This is a genomic window from Trinickia sp. Y13 (assembly GCF_029522115.1).
In the GTDB taxonomy this organism is placed as follows: domain Bacteria; phylum Pseudomonadota; class Gammaproteobacteria; order Burkholderiales; family Burkholderiaceae; genus Trinickia.
In genome coordinates this window covers 86,533-106,121 of record NZ_JAKWFK010000006.1, presented here as the reverse complement: position 1 = coordinate 106,121, position 19,589 = coordinate 86,533, and the positions used below count along the sequence as shown (strand labels likewise).

16 protein-coding genes and 1 pseudogene are annotated in these 19,589 nt (G+C 65.2%); 8 read left to right on the top strand and 9 right to left on the bottom strand.

Annotation, left to right across the window (positions count from 1 at the left end):
• The first annotated feature begins 52 nt into the window (after window positions 1-52).
• The 3 genes from dnaK to pabB all read left to right on the top strand — a co-directional run bounded on the left by dnaK (window position 53) and on the right by pabB (window position 5,486).
• A complete protein-coding gene (gene dnaK, locus MMB74_RS13150) occupies window positions 53-2,023 on the top strand; it encodes a molecular chaperone DnaK (protein ID WP_277429081.1) in 1,971 nt (656 codons plus the stop codon).
• A 246-nt stretch (window positions 2,024-2,269) separates the two neighbouring features.
• A complete protein-coding gene (gene dnaJ, locus MMB74_RS13145; protein ID WP_277429080.1) occupies window positions 2,270-3,403 on the top strand; it encodes a molecular chaperone DnaJ in 1,134 nt (377 codons plus the stop codon).
• Between the two features lie 64 nt (window positions 3,404-3,467).
• Window positions 3,468-5,486: an aminodeoxychorismate synthase component I gene (gene pabB / locus MMB74_RS13140; protein WP_277429079.1), complete on the top strand. Its 2,019-nt coding sequence runs from the start codon at window positions 3,468-3,470 to the stop codon at window positions 5,484-5,486.
• 95 nt (window positions 5,487-5,581) lie between these two features.
• On the opposite strand, the gene panB is transcribed toward pabB, so the two are convergent.
• The 7 genes from panB to MMB74_RS13105 all read right to left on the bottom strand — a co-directional run bounded on the left by panB (window position 5,582) and on the right by MMB74_RS13105 (window position 11,871).
• Complete coding sequence (gene panB / locus MMB74_RS13135) at window positions 5,582-6,397, bottom strand: 3-methyl-2-oxobutanoate hydroxymethyltransferase (RefSeq protein ID WP_277429078.1); 816 nt, start codon at window positions 6,395-6,397, stop codon at window positions 5,582-5,584.
• 57 nt (window positions 6,398-6,454) lie between these two features.
• On the bottom strand, window positions 6,455-7,132 hold the full coding sequence (locus tag MMB74_RS13130; RefSeq protein WP_277429077.1) for a deoxynucleoside kinase: 678 nt from the start codon (window positions 7,130-7,132) through the stop codon (window positions 6,455-6,457).
• On the bottom strand, window positions 7,129-7,677 hold the full coding sequence (gene folK, locus MMB74_RS13125; protein WP_277429076.1) for a 2-amino-4-hydroxy-6-hydroxymethyldihydropteridine diphosphokinase: 549 nt from the start codon (window positions 7,675-7,677) through the stop codon (window positions 7,129-7,131). The genes MMB74_RS13130 and folK overlap by 4 nt, the downstream gene beginning before the upstream one ends.
• A gap of 66 nt (window positions 7,678-7,743) precedes the next feature.
• Window positions 7,744-9,324, bottom strand: a complete 1,581-nt coding sequence (pcnB, locus tag MMB74_RS13120) for a polynucleotide adenylyltransferase PcnB (protein ID WP_277429075.1) — start codon at window positions 9,322-9,324, stop codon at window positions 7,744-7,746.
• Window positions 9,321-10,007: an HAD family hydrolase gene (locus tag MMB74_RS13115; protein WP_277429074.1), complete on the bottom strand. Its 687-nt coding sequence runs from the start codon at window positions 10,005-10,007 to the stop codon at window positions 9,321-9,323. Before MMB74_RS13115 ends, pcnB begins: the two co-directional genes overlap by 4 nt.
• A 10-nt stretch (window positions 10,008-10,017) precedes the next feature.
• The gene (hda, locus tag MMB74_RS13110; protein WP_277429073.1) at window positions 10,018-10,761 is read right to left on the bottom strand and encodes a DnaA regulatory inactivator Hda; all 744 of its coding nucleotides are present in this window, start codon (window positions 10,759-10,761) and stop codon (window positions 10,018-10,020) included.
• 33 nt (window positions 10,762-10,794) lie between these two features.
• On the bottom strand, window positions 10,795-11,871 hold the full coding sequence (locus MMB74_RS13105) for an AI-2E family transporter (protein WP_277429072.1): 1,077 nt from the start codon (window positions 11,869-11,871) through the stop codon (window positions 10,795-10,797).
• Window positions 11,872-12,028: 157 nt separating this feature from the next.
• Here MMB74_RS13105 and purM point away from each other — a divergent pair, with 157 nt between their 5' ends.
• Window positions 12,029-13,096, top strand: coding sequence for a phosphoribosylformylglycinamidine cyclo-ligase (gene purM / locus MMB74_RS13100; protein WP_277429071.1), 1,068 nt, complete (start codon window positions 12,029-12,031; stop codon window positions 13,094-13,096).
• A gap of 105 nt (window positions 13,097-13,201) precedes the next feature.
• On the opposite strand, the gene miaA is transcribed toward purM, so the two are convergent.
• Window positions 13,202-14,200 (bottom strand): tRNA (adenosine(37)-N6)-dimethylallyltransferase MiaA, encoded by a 999-nt coding sequence (gene miaA / locus MMB74_RS13095; RefSeq protein WP_277429070.1) that lies wholly within the window; start codon window positions 14,198-14,200, stop codon window positions 13,202-13,204.
• On the bottom strand, window positions 14,190-16,163 hold the full coding sequence (mutL, locus tag MMB74_RS13090; RefSeq protein ID WP_277429069.1) for a DNA mismatch repair endonuclease MutL: 1,974 nt from the start codon (window positions 16,161-16,163) through the stop codon (window positions 14,190-14,192). Before mutL ends, miaA begins: the two co-directional genes overlap by 11 nt.
• A 181-nt stretch (window positions 16,164-16,344) precedes the next feature.
• Here mutL and MMB74_RS13085 point away from each other — a divergent pair, with 181 nt between their 5' ends.
• From MMB74_RS13085 to MMB74_RS13070, 4 genes and pseudogenes are all read left to right on the top strand, one after another.
• A complete protein-coding gene (locus MMB74_RS13085; protein ID WP_277429068.1) occupies window positions 16,345-17,031 on the top strand; it encodes a DedA family protein in 687 nt (228 codons plus the stop codon).
• A gap of 96 nt (window positions 17,032-17,127) precedes the next feature.
• A pseudogene (locus tag MMB74_RS13080) lies at window positions 17,128-17,325 on the top strand (ParB-like protein); the annotation flags it as partial.
• Between the two features lie 26 nt (window positions 17,326-17,351).
• Window positions 17,352-19,061 (top strand): SulP family inorganic anion transporter, encoded by a 1,710-nt coding sequence (locus MMB74_RS13075; RefSeq protein ID WP_277429067.1) that lies wholly within the window; start codon window positions 17,352-17,354, stop codon window positions 19,059-19,061.
• 121 nt (window positions 19,062-19,182) lie between these two features.
• On the top strand, window positions 19,183-19,512 hold the full coding sequence (locus MMB74_RS13070; RefSeq protein WP_277429066.1) for a DHCW motif cupin fold protein: 330 nt from the start codon (window positions 19,183-19,185) through the stop codon (window positions 19,510-19,512).
• Window positions 19,513-19,589 lie beyond the last annotated feature (77 nt).

The window sequence follows — 19,589 nt, the reverse complement described above, 5'->3', positions numbered from 1 at the left end:
GAACGAAGCGCCGTCTCGTCGAAGCGATCGGATATCTAGGAGATTACGAAAAATGGGCAAGATTATCGGTATCGACCTCGGCACCACGAACTCGTGCGTGGCGCTGATGGAAGGCAACCAGGTGAAAGTGATCGAGAACTCGGAGGGTGCGCGCACGACCCCGTCGGTCATCGCCTACATGGACGACAATGAAATTCTCGTCGGGGCCCCGGCCAAGCGTCAGTCGGTCACGAACCCGAAGCACACGCTGTTCGCCGTCAAGCGCCTGATCGGCCGCCGCTTCGAAGAAAAAGAAGTGCAGAAAGACATCGGCCTGATGCCGTACAAGATCATCAAGGCCGAGAACGGCGACGCCTGGGTCGAAGCGCACGACCAGAAGCTTGCGCCGCCGCAAATTTCGGCGGAAGTGCTGCGCAAGATGAAGAAGACGGCTGAGGACTACCTTGGCGAGCCGGTCACGGAAGCCGTGATCACGGTGCCGGCCTACTTCAACGACAGCCAGCGCCAAGCCACGAAGGACGCGGGCCGCATCGCGGGCCTCGAAGTCAAGCGGATCATCAACGAGCCGACCGCGGCCGCGCTCGCGTTCGGTCTGGACAAAGCCGAAAAGGGCGACCGCAAGATCGCCGTGTATGACCTCGGCGGCGGCACGTTCGACGTTTCGATCATCGAGATCGCCGACGTCGACGGTGAAATGCAGTTCGAAGTGCTGTCGACGAACGGCGACACGTTCCTTGGCGGTGAAGACTTCGACCAGCGCATCATCGATTACATCATCGGCGAGTTCAAGAAGGAGCAGGGCGTCGATCTGTCCAAGGACGTGCTCGCGTTGCAGCGTCTGAAGGAAGCCGCGGAAAAGGCGAAGATCGAGCTGTCCTCGAGCCAGCAGACCGAAATCAATCTGCCGTACATCACGGCTGACGCTTCGGGCCCCAAGCACTTGAACCTGAAGATCACGCGCGCCAAGCTCGAAGCGCTCGTCGAGGATTTGATCGCGCGCACGGTCGAGCCGTGCCGGATCGCGATCAAAGACGCCGGCGTGAAGGTCAGCGATATCGACGACGTGATTCTCGTGGGCGGCATGACGCGTATGCCGAAGGTGCAAGACACGGTCAAGGAATTCTTCGGCAAAGAGCCGCGCCGCGACGTGAACCCGGACGAAGCCGTGGCTGTCGGGGCCGCGATCCAAGGGCAAGTGCTCTCGGGCGATCGTAAGGACGTGCTGCTGCTCGACGTGACGCCGCTCTCGCTCGGCATCGAAACGCTGGGCGGCGTGATGACGAAGATGATCAACAAGAACACCACGATTCCGACGAAGCACTCGCAGGTGTATTCGACGGCGGACGACAACCAATCGGCCGTGACGATCAAGGTGTTCCAAGGCGAGCGCGAGATGGCCGCGGGCAACAAGCTGCTCGGCGAGTTCAACCTCGAAGGCATCCCGCCTGCGCCGCGCGGCGTGCCTCAGATCGAAGTGACGTTCGACATCGACGCGAACGGTATCTTGCACGTCGGGGCGAAAGACAAGGCGACGGGTAAGGAAAACAAGATCACGATCAAGGCCAACTCGGGTCTGTCCGAAGCCGAAATCGAGAAGATGGTGAAGGATGCCGAGGCGAACGCCGAGGAAGATCACCGTCTGCGCGAGTTGGCCGATGCCCGGAACCAAGGCGATGCGCTCGTGCACAGCACGAAGAAGGCGCTGACCGAGTACGGCGACAAGATCGAGGCTGGCGAGAAGGAGAAGATCGAGTCGGCGCTCAAAGAGCTGGAAGAATCGCTCAAGAGCAGCTCGGCCGATAAGGCCACGATCGAGGCGAAGATCGAAGCCGTCGCCACGGCGTCGCAAAAGCTCGGCGAGAAGATGTACGCCGACATGCAAGCGCAAGGCGCCGCGGGTGCGGCGGCCGGCGGAGCGTCGGCGGGTGCGGCCGGCGCGGCCGGTGCGAGCGCGGGCCAAGGCGCGGGCAAGGCCGAAGACGATGTCGTCGACGCCGAGTTCAAGGAAGTGAAGAAGGACTGACCGACGGCTGCGGTATCGCGCCGTGAGGCGGCGGGCGCTTCATTCTCGATTCGTTCTCGATCGAGAGAAGCGCCTGCCGGACCAACGCCTGGCGGGCCTTCGGGTTCTCCGGGCACATTTGTTTTATGGAGGGCGGGGCTTGAGGCCGGTGGATGCGGCCGCGTGGCGCCCGCCTAACGAGTCGCAAGACTCCACAGTATGCAAAAGGAGCGGTCGCGCCCCAAAGCGCGAGCCGGCGGTATACCGATGGCGAAACGGGATTACTACGAGGTTCTGGGCGTTGCGAAGAACGCGAGCGACGACGAGATCAAGAAGGCGTATCGCAAGCTCGCGATGAAGTACCACCCCGACCGCAACCCGGACAACAAGAATGCGGAAGAGCATTTCAAGGAGGCGAAGGAAGCCTATGAAATGCTCTCCGACGCGCAAAAGCGCGCAGCGTACGACCAATACGGCCATGCGGGCGTCGATCCGAACATGGCCGGTGCGGGTGCGCAGGGTTTTGGCGGCTTCGCGGACGCGTTCGGCGACATCTTCGGCGACATCTTCGGCCAGGCGGCCGGTGGCGCGGGGCGCGGCCGTGCCGGCCCGCAGGTGTATCGCGGCGCCGATCTGCGCTACAGCATGGAGATCACGCTCGAGCAAGCTGCGCACGGTTGCGAAACGCAGATCCGCGTGCCGAGCTGGGTCTCGTGCGAGATTTGCCACGGCTCCGGCGCGAAGCCAGGCACGAAGCCCGAGACTTGCCCGACCTGTGGCGGCTCCGGGGCGGTGCGCATGTCGCAGGGCTTTTTCAGCATTCAGCAAACCTGCCCGAAGTGCCACGGCAGCGGCATGTACATCCCCGATCCCTGCACGAATTGCCACGGCGCGGGCAAGGTGAAAGAGACGAAGACGCTCGAGGTCAAGATTCCCGCCGGGATCGACGATGGCATGCGCATTCGCTCGTCGGGCAACGGCGAGCCGGGCGTGAACGGCGGGCCGCCGGGCGATCTGTACGTCGAAATCCACATCAAGCAGCATTCGGTGTTCGAGCGCGACGGCGACGATCTGCATTGTCAAATGCCGATTCCGTTTACGACGGCGGCGCTTGGCGGCGAGATCGAAGTGCCGACACTCGCCGGGCGTGCGACTTTCACGGTGCCGGAAGGCACGCAATCGGGCAAGACGTTCCGCTTGCGCGGCAAGGGCATCAAGGGCCTGCGCGCGAGCGTGCCGGGCGATTTGTACGTCCATGTGCAAGTCGAAACGCCGGTGAAGCTGACCGAGACGCAGCGCGACCTGCTCAAGCAATTCGAGAAGTCGCTCGTCGAAGGCGGCCCGCGCCACAGCCCACAGAGCAAGAGCTGGTTCGATCGCGTAAAGAGTTTCTTCGATTGACGGGTTTATCGACCGAGCGAGCCGTTGCATGATGCGCCTTCGCACAGCGCCGATGGAAGGGTAGATGAACGCAGGAACACGCAGCGCGCTTTTCGCGCTGCTCGACGATTGCGATGCGAGCGAGGCGGCCGCCACGAGCCGCCTTTACACGGGGTTCGTCCGCGAGCACATCTGCACCGACATCGCGATGCTCGATGCCGTCTGCGCGGCGGCTGAAGGCGACATGCGCGCGGGCCTGCACGCGGTCGTGTTGGGGGACTACGAATTCGGGCGCGATCTCGAATTCGGCGGGCGAACCGCCGCACGTGGGGCCATTCCCGGGCAGCGGGGCGATGCCTCGCTACGCTTCTTGTTGTTCGAACGGTGTGAAAAGCGCTCGCGCGATGAGGTCGATGCATGGCTGGCCCGGCTCGACGCGCAGGCGCAGCACGCTCTCGATACCGCCCAGTCAGCCCCTACGGCTCCATCCACGCCGGCGCCCGACGATGCGCCATTGGCCGCGCCGTCGGTGGCCGGTGCGGGCAATATCGTCGAAAGCGTGACGCCGGAAGCGTTCACCGCCGCAATCGCCGCAGTGCATGACGCGCTGCGTGCCGGTGAGTCCTACCAAATCAACTACACCTATCGCCTGACGTTCGATGCATTCGGATCGCCCGTCGGGCTGTATCGGCGGCTGCGTGCGCGGCAACCCGTGCGCTATGGCGCGCTCATCGCACTGCCGGGCGACGAGTGGGTGCTCTCTTGTTCGCCCGAACTTTTCGTGGAGAAAGCAGGCGAGCGCTTGCGCACGCGGCCGATGAAAGGCACCACGGCGCGCGGGTCGTCCCCTGCCGACGATGCGCGAGCGAAGGCGTTCCTCGGCGCTGACGCGAAAAACCGCGCCGAAAACCTGATGATCGTCGACCTGCTGCGCAACGATGTTTCGCGCGTCGCCCAGACGGGCTCGGTTTGCGTGCCGGCGCTGTTTTCGGTCGAAGCGTATCCATCGATCTGGGCGATGACGTCGACGATCGAAGCCAATCTGCGCGAACGGACCTCGTTTGCAGACATCTTGCGGGCGCTGTTCCCCTGCGGATCGATTACCGGTGCGCCCAAGCATCGGACGATGCAACTCATCGACGAAATCGAGACGACGCCGCGCGGGCTCTATACCGGGATGATCGGCTGGGTCGAAGCGCCGGGCGCATCGCCCGAGGGCGAGCCGTGCTGTGGCGATTTCTGCCTATCGGTTGCAATCCGCACGCTCACGCTCGGCGGCGCGCCGCACGACGATGCCGGTGGAACGCGGCGCGGGACGATGGGTGTCGGCGGCGGCATCGTGCTCGATAGCGTGGCCGCGGACGAATACGCGGAATGTCGGCTCAAGGCAACCTTTCTGACCGCCGCCGACCCGGGCTTCCAGATTTTCGAGACGATGCATGGGACCCATGAACACGGTGTTCGCTATCGGGATCTCCATCTCGCTCGGCTGGGCCGCAGTGCGGCCGAGCTCGGGTTTGCGTTCAACGCCGATTCGCTGCGCGAACGCCTCGCCGTGCATTGCGGGAATTTGCCCAAAGGCACGGCGCATCGCGTGCGGCTCGCACTGAGCAAGAACGGCGAGGTCGAGATCACGGGCGGCCCGCTCGGCGCCGTAGCGCGCCTTGCGCAATCGGCTGCAGGGCGATTCGATGAATCGGCGCCGGTCGGGGTCCTACTCGCGTGCGATCACGGCTTCGCCGCGACGCGCTCGCGGGAGTTTTTGCTGCGGCACAAGACCACCGCGCGCGCCGAATACGACCGGGCGTGGCGGCTAGCGGAAGCCAAGGGCGGCTTCGACATGCTGTTCTTCAACGAGCGGGGAGAGCTGACCGAGGGCGGGCGCTCCAATATTTTCATCAAGCTCGACGGACATTGGTACACGCCGCCGCTTGGCGCCGGGCTGCTGCCGGGTGTGATGCGGCACGTGTTGCTCGAGGATCCAGCCATGCAGGCGCGCGAGCGAACGCTGAGGCGCGAGGACTTGCTATCCGCGCAAGCGCTCGTGATTTGCAATGCGCTGCGGGGTGCATTGCCCGCGCGACTCATCACCGGCCGCGCGTAGCTGCACGGCCATCCGGCGCCACGCCCCGAAGGCGTTTGGGTGTTCCTGCGCGAGCGTCGCCGCGGCAAGCGCGCGGCGACGCCGTTCTAACAGCCTTAGAAAACGTGCTCAGGCCCGGGGAACGTGCCGTCTTTAACCGCCTTCACATAGGCCTCTATGGCGGCTGCGATGCTCGGTGCGCCCGCCATGAAATCCTTTACGAAGCGAGCCGGCTTGCCGGGAAAGATGCCGAGCATGTCGTGCAGCACGAGCACTTGGCCGGAGCAGTCGACCCCCGCGCCGATGCCGATCGTCGGAATGGCGATGGCGTCCGTGACGTTCGCCGCGACGGCCGGCGGCACGGCTTCGAGCACGAGCAACTGCGCGCCGGCGTCTTGCATCGATAGGGCGTCGGCGAGCAGGCGCTTCGCCCCTTCGTCCGTTCTGCCCTGCACTTTGAAGCCGCCGAACGCATGCACCGATTGCGGCGTGAGGCCCAGATGCGCACACACGGGCACGGAGCGCTCGACCAAGAAGCGGACGGTTTCAGCGAGCCATTCACCGCCCTCGAGCTTGACCATATGCGCGCCGGCCCGCATGAGTTCGACGGAGCTGGCGAACGCGTCTGCCGGCGTGCCGTAGGTGCCGAACGGCAAGTCGGCGACGATCAGGCCGCGCGGCTGCGCGCGTGCGACACAGGCGGTGTGATAGGCGATATCGGCGAGCGTCACGGGCAGCGTCGTGCTTTGACCTTGCAAGACGTTGCCGAGCGAATCGCCGATCAGCAGAACGTCGACGCCGCAGCGGTCGAGCAGCGCCGCGAAGCTTGCGTCGTAGCAGGTGAGCATCGCGATCTTTTCGCCGGCTTCACGCATTGCTTGCAGTTTCGGCACGGTGATTTTCGGCCGATTGGAGTCCTGCAAATAAGTCATCGGAAGTCTCGTATTCGGGAAGAGGACATCGGCGCGGGCGCGCCCTCGGGCCGGATATTACTCGGCTTTGACGAAGCTCGTCTTGCGCCCGCGCATCGTCTCGATCTGCTCGAGCAGCAGCGCGAAGTCGGCGTCCGATTCGAGCAAGTTCAGATGCTCGGTGTTGACGGTCAACACGGGGCTTTCGTCATAGTGATAGAAGAACAGGTCGTAGGCGTCGCTCAATTGGCGCAGGTACGCTTCGGAAATTCGACCTTCTTCGGCACGGCCGCGCTTTTCCACGCGGGCGTGCAGCGTCGGCGCGCTCGCTTGCAAATGGATGACGAGATCCGGGGCGCCCGCCGCGGTCGTATCGATCCGCGCCGTCAGCGACTGATAGAGCCTCCATTCGTCATCCGAGAGCGTAAGACGCGCGAATACGGCGCTTTTCTGAGGAATGAAATCGGTAATGACGGCCACGCCCTGGGCGAGCAAGTCCGCCATTTGGCGGCTTTCTTCGGCGCGCTGCAACGCAAATTGCAACTCGGTCGCGAGTGCGTAACGCGGCATGTCGCCGTAAAAGCGCGCTAGGAACGGATTGGCCTCGGGGCGCTCGAGCAGCGTGCGCACCGGCCAGCGTTCGGCGAGCCGGTGCGCGAGCGACGTCTTGCCCGCGCCGATCGGCCCTTCGATCGCGATGTAGCGGTGCAAGGCGCGCAGATCTGGCGCGGTCACGGTCACAGGCGTTGCGTTCATCGACCCCCCGTCTTGCCGGCGCCCGTTGCGGCCCCGCTCGTCACCGCATCGATCTTCGGGCAGCAACAGGTCTTCACTTTCTCGATGCGCTGATGCGCCACCGCGGGCAGCAGCGCATCGGCGCGCCCGCGGCCGGGGATCGAAATGTCCGGATCGATCTCGACCAGCGGCACGAGCACGAACGCACGCTCGAACGCACGCGGATGCGGGACGACGAGATCGGGGAAGTCGATGCACGCGTCGCCATAGAGGACGATATCGAGATCGAGCGTGCGCGGCGCATTATGGAACGGGCGCTCCCGCCCGAATTGATGTTCGATGCGATGACAGAGCGCGAGCAGCGCTTGCGCGCTGAGCGAGGTCTCGAGCTTGACGACGAGGTTGTAGTAATCGTCGCCGCCCGCATCGATCGGCGCGGTGCGGTAAAGGCTCGATTTCGCGAGCACGGTGATGGTGTGCTGCTGGGCGAGGCAGACGACCGCATCCTTCAGGGATTGGCGAGCATCCCCGAGGTTCGCGCCTAGACCGAGATAAGCAACCGTCATGGCATGGCTTCCTACGACTTCATGACTTGGCAATTCTTCGCAATCGCCCGGCGCGCCGCCGCCGGGTCAGTCCTCTTGCTGGCGCGGCGCGCTCTCTGCGCCCGCCGGTTCCGCTTCCCCGGCCGAGCGAGCGCGTCCACCGCGCCGCCGCCGTTTGCGCGGCGCCCGCTCGCGGCCGCCTTGCGATAGCAGTGCTTCGCGTTCGGCCGCAGTGCCTTCGATGAAGGCGCCCCACCATGCTCCGATTGCGGGATCGAGTTCTCCCGATTCGCACCGTAATAGGAGGAAATCATAACCCGCTCTAAATCTTTGGTGTTCGATGAGCTTGAGCGGGCTGCGTCCGGAGCGTTTTTCGAGGCGCGACTGCAAACCCCAGATTTCGCGCATGTCGGCCGAGAAACGCTTGTGGATCGCAAGCTTCTCGGTCTGCATCTCGAGGACGTCGTCCATGGCGTGATGGAGCGCGGGCACCGCATATTCGCCACCGGCCTCGTATTGCTGCGCGCGCTGCTGGACGTCGTGCCAGAGCAGCGTCGCGAAAAGGAAGCCCGGCGAGATCGGCTTGCCGGCCTTGACGCGCGCGTCGGTGCTGTTCAGTGCCAGCGTAATGAACGATTCGCCATGCGGCTGCTCCAGCACGACATCGAGCAGGGGCAGCAGGCCGTGATGCAGCCCTTCCTTGCGAAGCTGCTTCAGGCAGGCCAACGCATGACCCGACAGTAGCAACTTGAGCATTTCGTCGAACAGGCGAGCGGCCGGCACGTTGTGGACGAGATCGGCGAGCGGTTGGATCGGCGCACGCGTGGCCTCGTCGATTTCGAAGCCAAGCTTGGCCGCGAAACGCACGACGCGCAGCATCCGCACCGGATCCTCGCGGTAGCGCGTGGCCGGATCGCCGATCATGCGCAACACGCGGGCGCGCATATCGGCCATGCCGTTGTGATAATCGAGCACCGTTTGCGTCGCAGGATCGTAATACATGGCGTTGATCGTGAAGTCGCGGCGCGTGGCGTCTTCATGCTGCTCGCCCCAGACGTTGTCGCGCAGCACGCGCCCGCTCGCATCGACGGCATGGGTGCGGCGATCGAGCTCTTCGCGGCGCAGGCGCTTGGGCGGCGCCGCCGCCGCTTCGCCCTGCTCGGCGGGGGCCTGCTTCGGCGCATCCATGAGCGCGCGGAAGGTCGAGACCTCGATGATCTCTTGCCCGAACTGCACGTGCACGATCTGAAAGCGCCGGCCGATCAACCGCGCGCGGCGGAACAGGCGCTGCACTTGTTCGGGCGTTGCGTCGGTGGCGACATCGAAATCCTTCGGCGCGATGCCGAGCAGCAAATCGCGCACGGCCCCGCCGACGATGAACGCGCGGTAGCCCGCCTGTTGCAACGTATCGGTCACGCGTACGGCGTTGCGCGAGATCAGCGAGGGATCGATGCCATGAATGTCGGACGACAGAATGACGGGTGCATCGGGGCCAGGCGCGGCTGCGCGCTTGTCGGTGCGGGCCTTTTTGCGGCGCGGCGGCTCGGGCGCTTGATCGGCGAGTTCGGCGGCGGCGTCGGTCCAAACCGCTTCCTCGGCGAGCGAGTCGTCTCGGGCGGCCGCATCCGTGTCTTGGCCGAATAGCTTGCGAATGAGTTTCTTGATCACGACGGTTGGAAAAGATCGAGGATGCGCCAGCCCTTTGCTTGCGCGTGGGCGCGGAGCGTGGCGTCGGGGTTGGTCGCGATCGGATCGGTGACTTTCTCGAGCAACGGGATGTCGTTGTGCGAATCGCTGTAGAAATAGCTGTGCTCGAAGTCGGCCCAGGTCTTACCCAGCGAGGCCAGCCACGACTCGACGCGCACGATCTTGCCTTCGCGGTAGCTCGGCGTGCCCATGCCACGCCCCGTGAACGCCGAATGCGGCTGGCCGTCGACGGTTTCGACTTCGCAGGCAATCAGCATGTCCACGCCGAAGGCATCGGCGATCGGACGCGTGATGAACTCGTTCGTCGCCGTGACGATGCAGCACAGATCGCCCTTGTCTTGGTGCTCGCGCACGAGTTCGAGCGCGACGGGGACGAGGGCGGGCCGGATGACCTCATGCATGAATTGCTCGTGCCAGGCCGCGAGTTCTGCGCGAGAGCGGTGCGCGAGCGGCGCGAGGATCGTCTCGAGATAAGCATGGATGTCGAGCTGGCCACGCTTGTAGTCGGCATAGAAGCGATCGATGTCCCGCAGATAGCTTTCGGCATCGACGATGCCGAGCTTCACGATGAAGCGGCCCCATTCGTGGTCGCTGTCGGTCGGGATGAGCGTGTGATCGAGGTCGAAGAGTGCAAGGTTCGTCATGGAGCGCATTTTACTTGAAGCGGCTCGGCGCGGTCGGCGAGCCTTCGGGGGCGGCGTCGGCGCCCGGCAAAGCGAGCATCGTACGCAGTAGCGGCAGCGTAATGGCGCGCTTTTGCTCGAGCGAGAAGCGGTCGAGCGCGTCGAGCAGCGCCATGAGGCTCGGCATGTCGCGCCGGAAGTGGGTGAGCAGGTAGGCCGGGACGTCGTCGGCGAGCGCGATCCCGCGCTCCTTGGCCGCGTGCTTGAGCACCGCGCTCTTGCGCTCGTCGGGGAGCGGCGCGAGGTGAAACACGAGGCCCCAGCCAAGGCGCGTGCGCAAATCTTCGCGCACGGCGAGCCCGATCGGCGCGGCGTTGCCGGTGGCGACGAGGGCGCTCGTCGGATGGGCGCGCACCTCGTTGAACAAATTGAACAGGGCGATTTGCTGCGCGCCCGAGAGTTTGTCGCAGTCGTCGACGGCGTAAATGGCCACGCTCGGATCGAACGCGAACGCCGTCAACGCGCTTTGCGGCCCAAGGAACGAGGCGCGCCCGGGGGCGGCGCTATGCACGAGCGCCGACAGCAAATGGCTGCGGCCGCTGCCGGGCTCGCCCCAGACGTAGAAGGTGCGATCGGCGAGCGGACCCGCCGCGAGCGCGCTGTCGAGCTCGGCGAGCCGCGCCACGAGTTCGGCATTGGCGCCGGCGAAGAAATTGTCGAATGTCGACGGCGGCGGCGTGCCTAGGTCGAGCGTCAATTGGCGATGCACAGTCACGATGAAAAACGCAATCGGTCGGTTTTTTTCGAATCAGTTCTTGTAGAGCGCGCTCGCGAGGTATCCACGGCGCATCTCGCGCAGCGCGGTGGAAATGATCGCGCTGACGGGCAGAGCGAGCAGCACGCCGAAAAAGCCGAATAGTTGGCCGAACGCGAGCAATGCGAAGATCACGGCGAGCGGATGCAGGCCGATGCGTTCGCCGACGAGCCGCGGCGTGAGAAACAAGCTCTCGAGGATCTGCCCGACGCCGTAGATGATCGCCACGGCGACGAACCCGTAGAGACTGCCGAACTGCAGCAGCGCCGCGAGCAGCGCGAGCGCGAGCCCGGTCGCGAAGCCCACGTAGGGGATGAATACGGCGAGCCCCGTGAAAATACCGATCGGCAGGGCGATCTCGAAGCCCGCGATCGTCAACGTGAGCGCGTAGAACACGGCGAGGACGGCCATCACGAGCAACTGGCCGCGCAGATACTGCGACAGCGTGCGGTCCATTTCGACGGCGAGTTCCAAGGTCTTGGGCAGCCAGCGTCGCGGGACGATGGCGGCGAGCCGCGCGAGCATCTTGTTCCAGTCGTAAAGCAGGTAGTAGAGCACGAGCGGCACCATGACGACGTCGCCGATCACGGTGATCATGACGTTGCCGCTCGTGCGCAGCGACTTCCATGCCGCCAGCGCGACGGTTTGCGCGCTGCTTTCCAATTGCGTCGTCAGCATGTCGCGCAGGCTCGAGAAATCGAACACGTCGGCAAACCCGAGCAAGGCGAGCTTGGGCTGGGCCCAGTCGTGCAGATGCGAGATCAGCGCGGGAATTTGCGCTTTCAACTGCGGACCTTCCTTTTGCACGACCGCGAACACGAGCAGCGCGAGCAGCGAGACGAGGATCGCGAACAGCAGCATCATCAGCAGGGCAGCGAGGGCGCGCGGGACGCGATGGCGCACGAGCCAGGCGACGCCCGGCTGCAGGATGTACGCGAGGATCGCGCCGAGCAAAAACGGCGTGAGCACGGGGCTGAGCAGCCAGAGCAGGATGCCCAGGCTGAGCGCGACGGCGCCCCAAAAGAGGGCTTGGCGCTGATAGGGCGTAAGAAGCGGAGAACTCTGCGACAAGGGGTGTCCCTGGTGTTATCGGATCGACGGAGAGGGAGCCGGCCGCCCGGCTGCGCTGTGTCGAGCGCGGGAAGCGAGCGGCCGCGCGAGCGCCAACTCTGGATCGGCAATCGACATCGGTTAAAATCGCATTTTACCGACCTTCTCGCCCTTCCCCATGAATCAACCGAAATCCGCTCCGGACGCCCAGGCTGGCGCCCAGGGTCTGTCCTACCGTGACGCGGGCGTCGATATCGACGCCGGCGATGCGCTCGTCGACGCCATCAAGCCGTTCGCGAAAAAGACGCTGCGCGAAGGCGTGCTCGGCGGTATCGGCGGTTTCGGCGCGCTGTTCGAAGTGCCGAAGAAGTACCGCGAGCCCGTGCTCGTGTCGGGCACGGATGGCGTCGGCACGAAGCTGAAGCTGGCGTTTCATCTGAACAAGCACGATACGGTCGGCCAAGATCTCGTGGCGATGAGCGTGAACGATATCCTCGTTCAAGGCGCCGAGCCGCTGTTCTTCCTCGATTACTTCGCCTGCGGCAAGCTCGACGTCGGCACGGCGTCGACCGTCGTCAAAGGCATTGCGCAAGGCTGCGAGCTGGCCGGGTGCGCGTTGATCGGCGGCGAAACGGCCGAAATGCCGGGCATGTACCCCGACGGCGAATACGACCTCGCGGGCTTTGCGGTGGGCGCGGTCGAGAAGAGCAAGATCATCGACGGCAGCACGATCGGCCCGGGCGACGTCGTGCTCGGGCTCGCATCGAGCGGCATCCATTCGAACGGCTTCTCGCTCGTGCGCAAGATCATCGATCGTGCGAACCCCGACCTATCTGCCGACTTCCATGGGCGCTCGCTGGCCGACGCGCTGATGGCGCCCACGCGCATCTACGTGAAGCCGTTGCTGGCGTTGATGCAAAAGATCGCCGTCAAAGGGATGGCGCACATCACGGGCGGCGGCCTAGTCGAAAACATTCCGCGCGTGCTGCGGGAAGGCCTCACGGCCGAGTTGCAGCAATCGGCTTGGCCGATGCCGCCGCTGTTCGCCTGGTTGCAGCAGCACGGCGGCGTTGCCGATGCCGAGATGCATCGCGTCTTCAATTGCGGCATTGGAATGGCCGTCGTCGTGGCGGCGGCCGATGCCGACGAAGCAGTGCGCGAGTTGACGGCGGCAGGCGAGCAAGTCTGGAAGATCGGCGTCGTGCGTGCGAGCCGCGAAGGCGAGGCGCAGACCGTGGTGGTGTAAGGATGTAAGCGCTCCGACTACCGGCGAGGGCGCGCGCCCTCGGTTCGATAGACACGTTTGCGTTGCCCTCGAAGAAACCGCTTGGTATAGCGCCTAGCGGTTTTTTTATTCGGTTCGATGCGATGCGGATGCGCTGCCCGCGTTTTCCTGGACGATGGCTTCCAACGCCCGCACCGCGTCGTCGGTCGCGCCCGGCGCGCAGCAGTCGATCGGAATCCGTTCGGGCATCGAGCGCAGCCACGTCAGTTGCCGCTTGCAGAGCTGGCGCGTGGCGAAGATGCCTTTATCGCGCATCGTCGCGTAATCGATCGAGCCGTCGAGATACTCCCAAACCTGCCGGTAGCCCACGCAGCGCATCGAAGGCAGGCGCGGATTCAAATCGCCACGCGCGCGCAACCGGCGAACTTCATCGACGAAGCCCGCCGCGAGCATGGCGTCGAACCGCTGGGCGATGCGCTCGTGCAGCACGGCGCGATCGCTCGGCTCCAACGCCACCGGCACGAAGCGGTAGGGCGTATCGGCGCCGCGTTCGTGCGCGGCCAGCAGGACCGACATCGGTTGGCTCGTCAGCATGAAGACTTCGAGCGCGCGTTGAATCCGCTGCGCGTCGTTCGGCGCCAAACGCGCGGCCGTCGCGGGGTCGACCCCCGCCAGCCGGGCATGCAGCGCCGGCCAACCGTCGCGCGCGGCATCGGCCTCGAGCGTGGCCCGAACCTCGGCATTGGCACAGGGCAAGTCGTTGAGCCCTTGCGTCAGCGCTTTGTAGTAGAGCATGGTTCCGCCGACGAGCAGCGGCACGCGGCCGCGTGCGAGGATCGCCTCGACAGCCGCGAGCGCATCGGCGCGAAAGTTCGCCGCGCTATACGCTTCGGTCGGATCGCGGATGTCGATGAGGTGATGCGGCACGCGCGCGCGCTCGTCGAGCGTCGGCTTGGCGGTGCCGATGTCCATCTCGCGGTAGACGAGCGCCGAATCGACGCTGACGATCTCCGAAGCATGCTTGGCCGCGAACGCGAGCGCGGCAGCGGTTTTCCCCGATGCGGTCGGGCCTAGCAAGCAGGCGATGGCGGGGCGGCGCGACGCAATCACTCGCTTACTGCCCACGCAGGAAGAGCCGGTCCAGATCGGCCAGCGTCAATTGATACCAGGTGGGCCGCCCGTGATTGCATTGGTCGGCGCGCTCGGTCGCTTCCATTTGGCGCAGCAGCGCGTTCATCTCGTCGAGCGTCAGGCGCCGGTTCGCACGCACCGCGTGGTGGCAGGCCAGCGTGCCCAGCAATTCGTGCTGGCGCTCGGTTAGCACGCGCGAGCCGCCGTAGGCGTGCAGATCGGCCAGCACCGCGCGCGCCAGCGCGGGTAGGTCGGCGTCCTTGAGCAGCGCCGGCACCGCGCGGATCGCGAGCGTCGTCGGCGAGAGCGGCGCGAGATCGAAGCCGAGCGCATCGAGCGCCTCGCGTTCTTCCTGCGCGGTGCCGATTTCGACCGAATCGGCGGTCATCGATACGGGAATCAACAGCGGCTGCACGGCGATCGTGCGTTCGGCGAGCGCCCGCTTGAACTGCTCGTAGAGAATGCGCTCGTGAGCGGCGTGCATGTCGACGATGACAAGGCCGCGCGCGTTCTGCGCGAGTACGTAGACGCCATGAATCTGGCCGATGGCGAAGCCGAGCGGATGATCGACATCGGCCGGCAGCGCATGCGGCGATGTCATCCCGTAGCCGGGAGCGGCGCTCTCGCGCGCTTCCAACGTCGAGGCGCCGCCGTCGGCACGGGCGGCGTCCTTGCGGCCGAACAGAGCGTCGTATAGCGCGAGCGGTTGCGCGACGGGCAGCGTGCCTTGCGTCATGCGCGAGTCGCGCATCCAGGTGGAGCCGCTGCGATTTGCCGCCGAAATCGACGCATTGCCGTGTGCAGGGGCGGCGCTTGCCGCGCCGCTCGCGTTCGCCGCGCCTTCGCCGAAGGCGGCGCCCGCGCGCGGCTCGATCTGGGCGGCGTGACCTAGCGCGGTCGTCTCGGGCGACGCGCCCGCGTGGCGAGCGAGCGCGCGCTGCAGCGCGTGGAACACGAACTGATGGACGGCGCGCGAATCGCGAAAGCGCACTTCGATCTTCGACGGATGCACGTTGACGTCCACCGCTTCGGGCGGCAAGTCGAGAAACAACACGTACGAGGGATAGCGATCGCCATGCAGGACGTCTTCATAGGCGGCGCGCACCGCATGCGTGAGCAGCTTGTCGCGCACGAAGCGGCCGTTGACGAAGAAGTACTGCTGGTCGGCGCGGCCGCGGCTTGCCGTGGGCAGTCCGGCACAGCCGTACAGGGCGATTTCGCCGGCGACTTCCTCGAGCGGCAAGTGAGCGCTCGCGAACGCTTCGCCCAGGATCTTGGAGACCCGCACGGTCGGTTCGCTCGCGTTCCAATGCTCGAGCGCACGGCCGTTGTGCATCACGGAGATGGCGACATCGGGACGCGCCAGTGCGGCGCGCCGAATCATCTCGACGCAATGGCCAAGCTCCGTTTGTTCGCTTTTGAGGAACTTCCGGCGCGCTGGCGTGTTGAAGTAAAGCTCGCGTATCTCTATCGTCGTGCCTACGCCGCCCGCCGCCGGCGTCAATGCGCCCGTTTGCGCATCGATGCGGGTGGCATGCGCAGCGTCATGGGTGCGGCTCGTAATGAACGTTTCGGCCACCGAGGCAATCGAAGCGAGCGCTTCGCCGCGAAATCCGAGTGTGGCGACCGCTTCGAGCTCGGCCAGCGAGCGGATTTTGCTCGTGGCGTGGCGCATCAGTGCGAGCGGCAGTTCGCTGGCGGGAATGCCGCAACCGTCGTCGGCGATCGAAATGCGTTTCACGCCGCCCGCGTCGAGCAGAATGCGCAGCGTCTTGGCGCCCGCGTCGAGCGCGTTTTCGAGCAATTCCTTGACCACCGAGGCCGGGCGCTCGACCACCTCGCCGGCGGCGATCTGGCTGATCAGTTGGTCGGGCAGCGGCGCAATGGCGCGGCGCGCACTCGCCCTGGCTGGCGTGGCGCGCTCGGCGCCGGCTGGCGATTCGGGGAATTGGGACATGGCGGGATTATAGCGATTCGGCGCGCCCCCAAGACCGTCGGCTCAGGCTCGCCCCGGGTCGTTTCGAGATCGGTCATGGGGTTTCGGTATGATGGCGCGATGGCGCCCCGGGTGGGCAGGCGCGGCCGCGCGCAATCTTGAGACGTTTTGCTCGTTGCTACTTTTTTTGTAAGGAAAGCCTTTGGACACGCTGCTTCATTTCATCGCCTTGATTTTGCACATCGACAAGTTTCTCGGCGATTTCGTCCATCAATACGGCGCTTGGGTGTACGCAGTGCTGTTCGCGATCGTGTTTTGCGAGACGGGCCTTGTGATCTTGCCTTTTCTGCCTGGCGATTCGTTGCTGTTCATCGGCGGCGCGTTTTGCGCGACCGGCCAGATGAGTCTGCCCTCGCTCATCGCACTGTTGCTGGTCGCGGCTGTCGGCGGCAATACGGTCAATTACATCGTCGGCCGCGCGATCGGACCCAAAGTGTTCAATACACACGTTCCATTCTTGGAGCGCTTTCTCGATCGCGCGGCATTGCAAAAGACGCACAATTTCTACGAGCGGCACGGCGGCAAGACGATCGTGCTCGCACGCTTCATCCCTGTCGTGCGCACCTTTGCTCCGTTCGTGGCGGGCGTGTCCGAGATGCGCATGGGACGGTTCCAGTTGTTCAATGTGACTGGCGCCGCACTATGGGTGCTGCTGCTAGTGCTGGCCGGCTATTTCTTCGGCAATATTCCGTTCATCCGGCAATATCTGAACCTGATCGTGCTGGTCGGTGTGGGCGCCGCCGTCGTGCCCGTCGCGCTCGCTGCGCTTTGGAAGCTCATGCGCAAGAAGTCGGCGGCCGGTGTGCCGCGCAACAGCGGCACGCATTAGCGGCACATTCGCCGCGCTATTTGCGATACGCGCCGGGTTGGCCGAGCCTGCGCACCGGTCGCGCGGCCGATCGAGGAAAACGAAGAGGGGTGCACGGTGAATGGTCCGACCGCTGACGTCCGCTTGATCTCGGCCAAGCTCGAAGCGCTTCGGTCCACACAGATCACGGTGGGCTATCACGAGGTGCGCGCCAAGCGCGCCCATTGGCGATCGCTCGGCAAGAGGGCGCGCGGCGAGGCCATTACGACGCACGGGTTTGCGGTCGTATTGGGGCCGGGCTGGTCGGGCGAGTGGCCGGCGGGTTAAGCGCGCTCGACGCTATGACGATCGATACCGGACACGCGGCCGCCGCTCACCTGCAAGACCCGGCGCACTACGCCACGAGCCGCCCGCCGAAGCCACCCGCGCTGCGCGCCGCGAGGGATGCGCTTGCCGGCATATCGATCGCGGGCCTGCTGCTGCCGGAGGCCGTCGCCTATGCGGGCATCGCCAATTTGCCTCCGCAGGCAGGCCTCGTCGCTTTGCTGGCAGGGCTCACCGTCTACGCCATCCTCGGCAGCAGCCGCTTTGCCATCGTCTCGGCCACGTCGTCGTCGGCAGCCGTGCTCGCTGCGACCGTCAGCGCACAGACCGGCGGGGACGGCGCGCAACTCGCGTATGCGGCGGCGCTCGTCGCGGCGACGGGCATCTTGTTTGCACTGGCCGGCTTTGCCCGCCTCGGCGGAATGTCGGATTTCGTCGCCAAGCCCGTGCTTCGCGGCTTCGCGTTCGGCCTCGCCTTGACGATTGCCGTGAAGCAACTGCCGAGCATCCTAGGCGTGACGCCGCACTTTGCCGACGTGCCTCGCATCGCATTCGATCTTGCCCGCCAATGGGATCGATGGAATGTGCATAGCGTTGCGCTCGGCGGTCTTGCGCTGACGATCCTGTTCGCGCTCGGCCGTCGTGCGCGCATTCCCGCGACGCTCGTCGTGATCGTGCTCGGCATCGGCGCCGGGTACTTCGTCGATTGGCATCGTTGGTCGATTGCGATGGTCGGGACGATCGACGTGCGCGACGTGCGCGCCGGGCTGCCCGCGTTGGCGCGCACGCAATGGCTGCAAACGGTGGAACTTGCTTTCGCGCTGATGCTCATCCTCTATGCCGAGTCCTACGGCTCCATCCGTAGTTTCGCGCTCAAGCATGGCGACGCGGTATCGGCCAATCGCGATCTCGTGGCGCTCGGCGGCGCGAACATCGTTTCGGCATTGCTGCAGGGCATGCCCGTGGGCGCCGGTTACTCGGCGACATCGGCCAACGAAGCGGCCGGGGCGCAAACGCGTTGGGCGGGGCTGGTCGCCGCGGCGGTCGTCGCGCTGATCGTTGCCTTCTTGCGTCCGCAGCTTGGACGCATCCCGGAGCCGGTCTTGGCGGCGATCGTGATTTACGCCGTCAGCCATTCGCTGCATCCGGACGTGTTTCGGCCGTACTGGCTATGGCGACGCGATAGGCTCGTCACCGTCGCATCGCTCGCGGGTGTGTTGCTGCTCGGCGTGCTGCATGGCCTGCTCGTCGCGATCGGTGTGAGCCTGCTCGTCACGCTGCGCGATTTTTCCGAGCCGATGGTGAGCGTGCTTGGTCGATTGCGCGATAGTCACGATTTCGTCGATCTATCGGCACATGCCGATGCGCAGCCGATCGAGGGCATCATGATCGTGCGGCCAGAGGCGCCGCTATTTTTCGCCAACGCCGACCGCGTGTTGGGCGAGGTGAGCAAGCTTGCGGCCAGCCAGACGAGCACGCCAGGTACGATCATGCTGAGCTTGGAGGAGACGCCCGATGTCGACGGTACGGCCATCGAGGCGCTGCGCGTCTTCGCCGCCGAATTGCGGGCGCACGATCAGAGGCTCGTGCTGGTGCGCCTGAAGCCGCGCGCGCTCGCGGCGCTCAGGCGAGCCGTCGACGATACGCTGCCGCTCGACGCGCTGCGCGAACTGAGCGTCGACGAATGCGTGCAATCGGTCCTCGCAGACTTGCAGCATTCGCGATAGCGCCGCCGCGATGCTTCCGGCCGGTTTATAAGAGAAGCGGATTGCGCGCGGCGTCGTTCGTCGCTATGGTCATGCGAGCGACGCGTGTCGTTTCCCCGATTTAAACAGGACCTCGCCTTCAATGAAAATAACCGAGACTCCGTTTGGCGTGACCGATTGGTCCGACGTCGAACCGCAAGCGCATCCCGGCGAGACGGGCACGGCCTTCTGGCGTGCGCGTCAATTCGGCGATATTCGCGTCCGCCAGGTCGAATACACCCCCGGCTACCTCGCCGATCATTGGTGCGTGAAAGGTCACATCCTGTATGTGCTCGAGGGCGAACTGCATACGGAGCTCGAGGATGGTCGCCGATTCGTGCTAACGGCCGGCCAGAGCTATCAGGTCGCGGACGCCGCCGAGCCCCATCGTTCGAGCACGCCCGTTGGCGCGAAGCTCTTTATCGTGGATTGACCATGGTTGGATGCGGCCCAAGGGCGGCAAGGCCGTGGACGCCAGGTACTGACTTCGAGGCTTGGATCCGGGCCCGC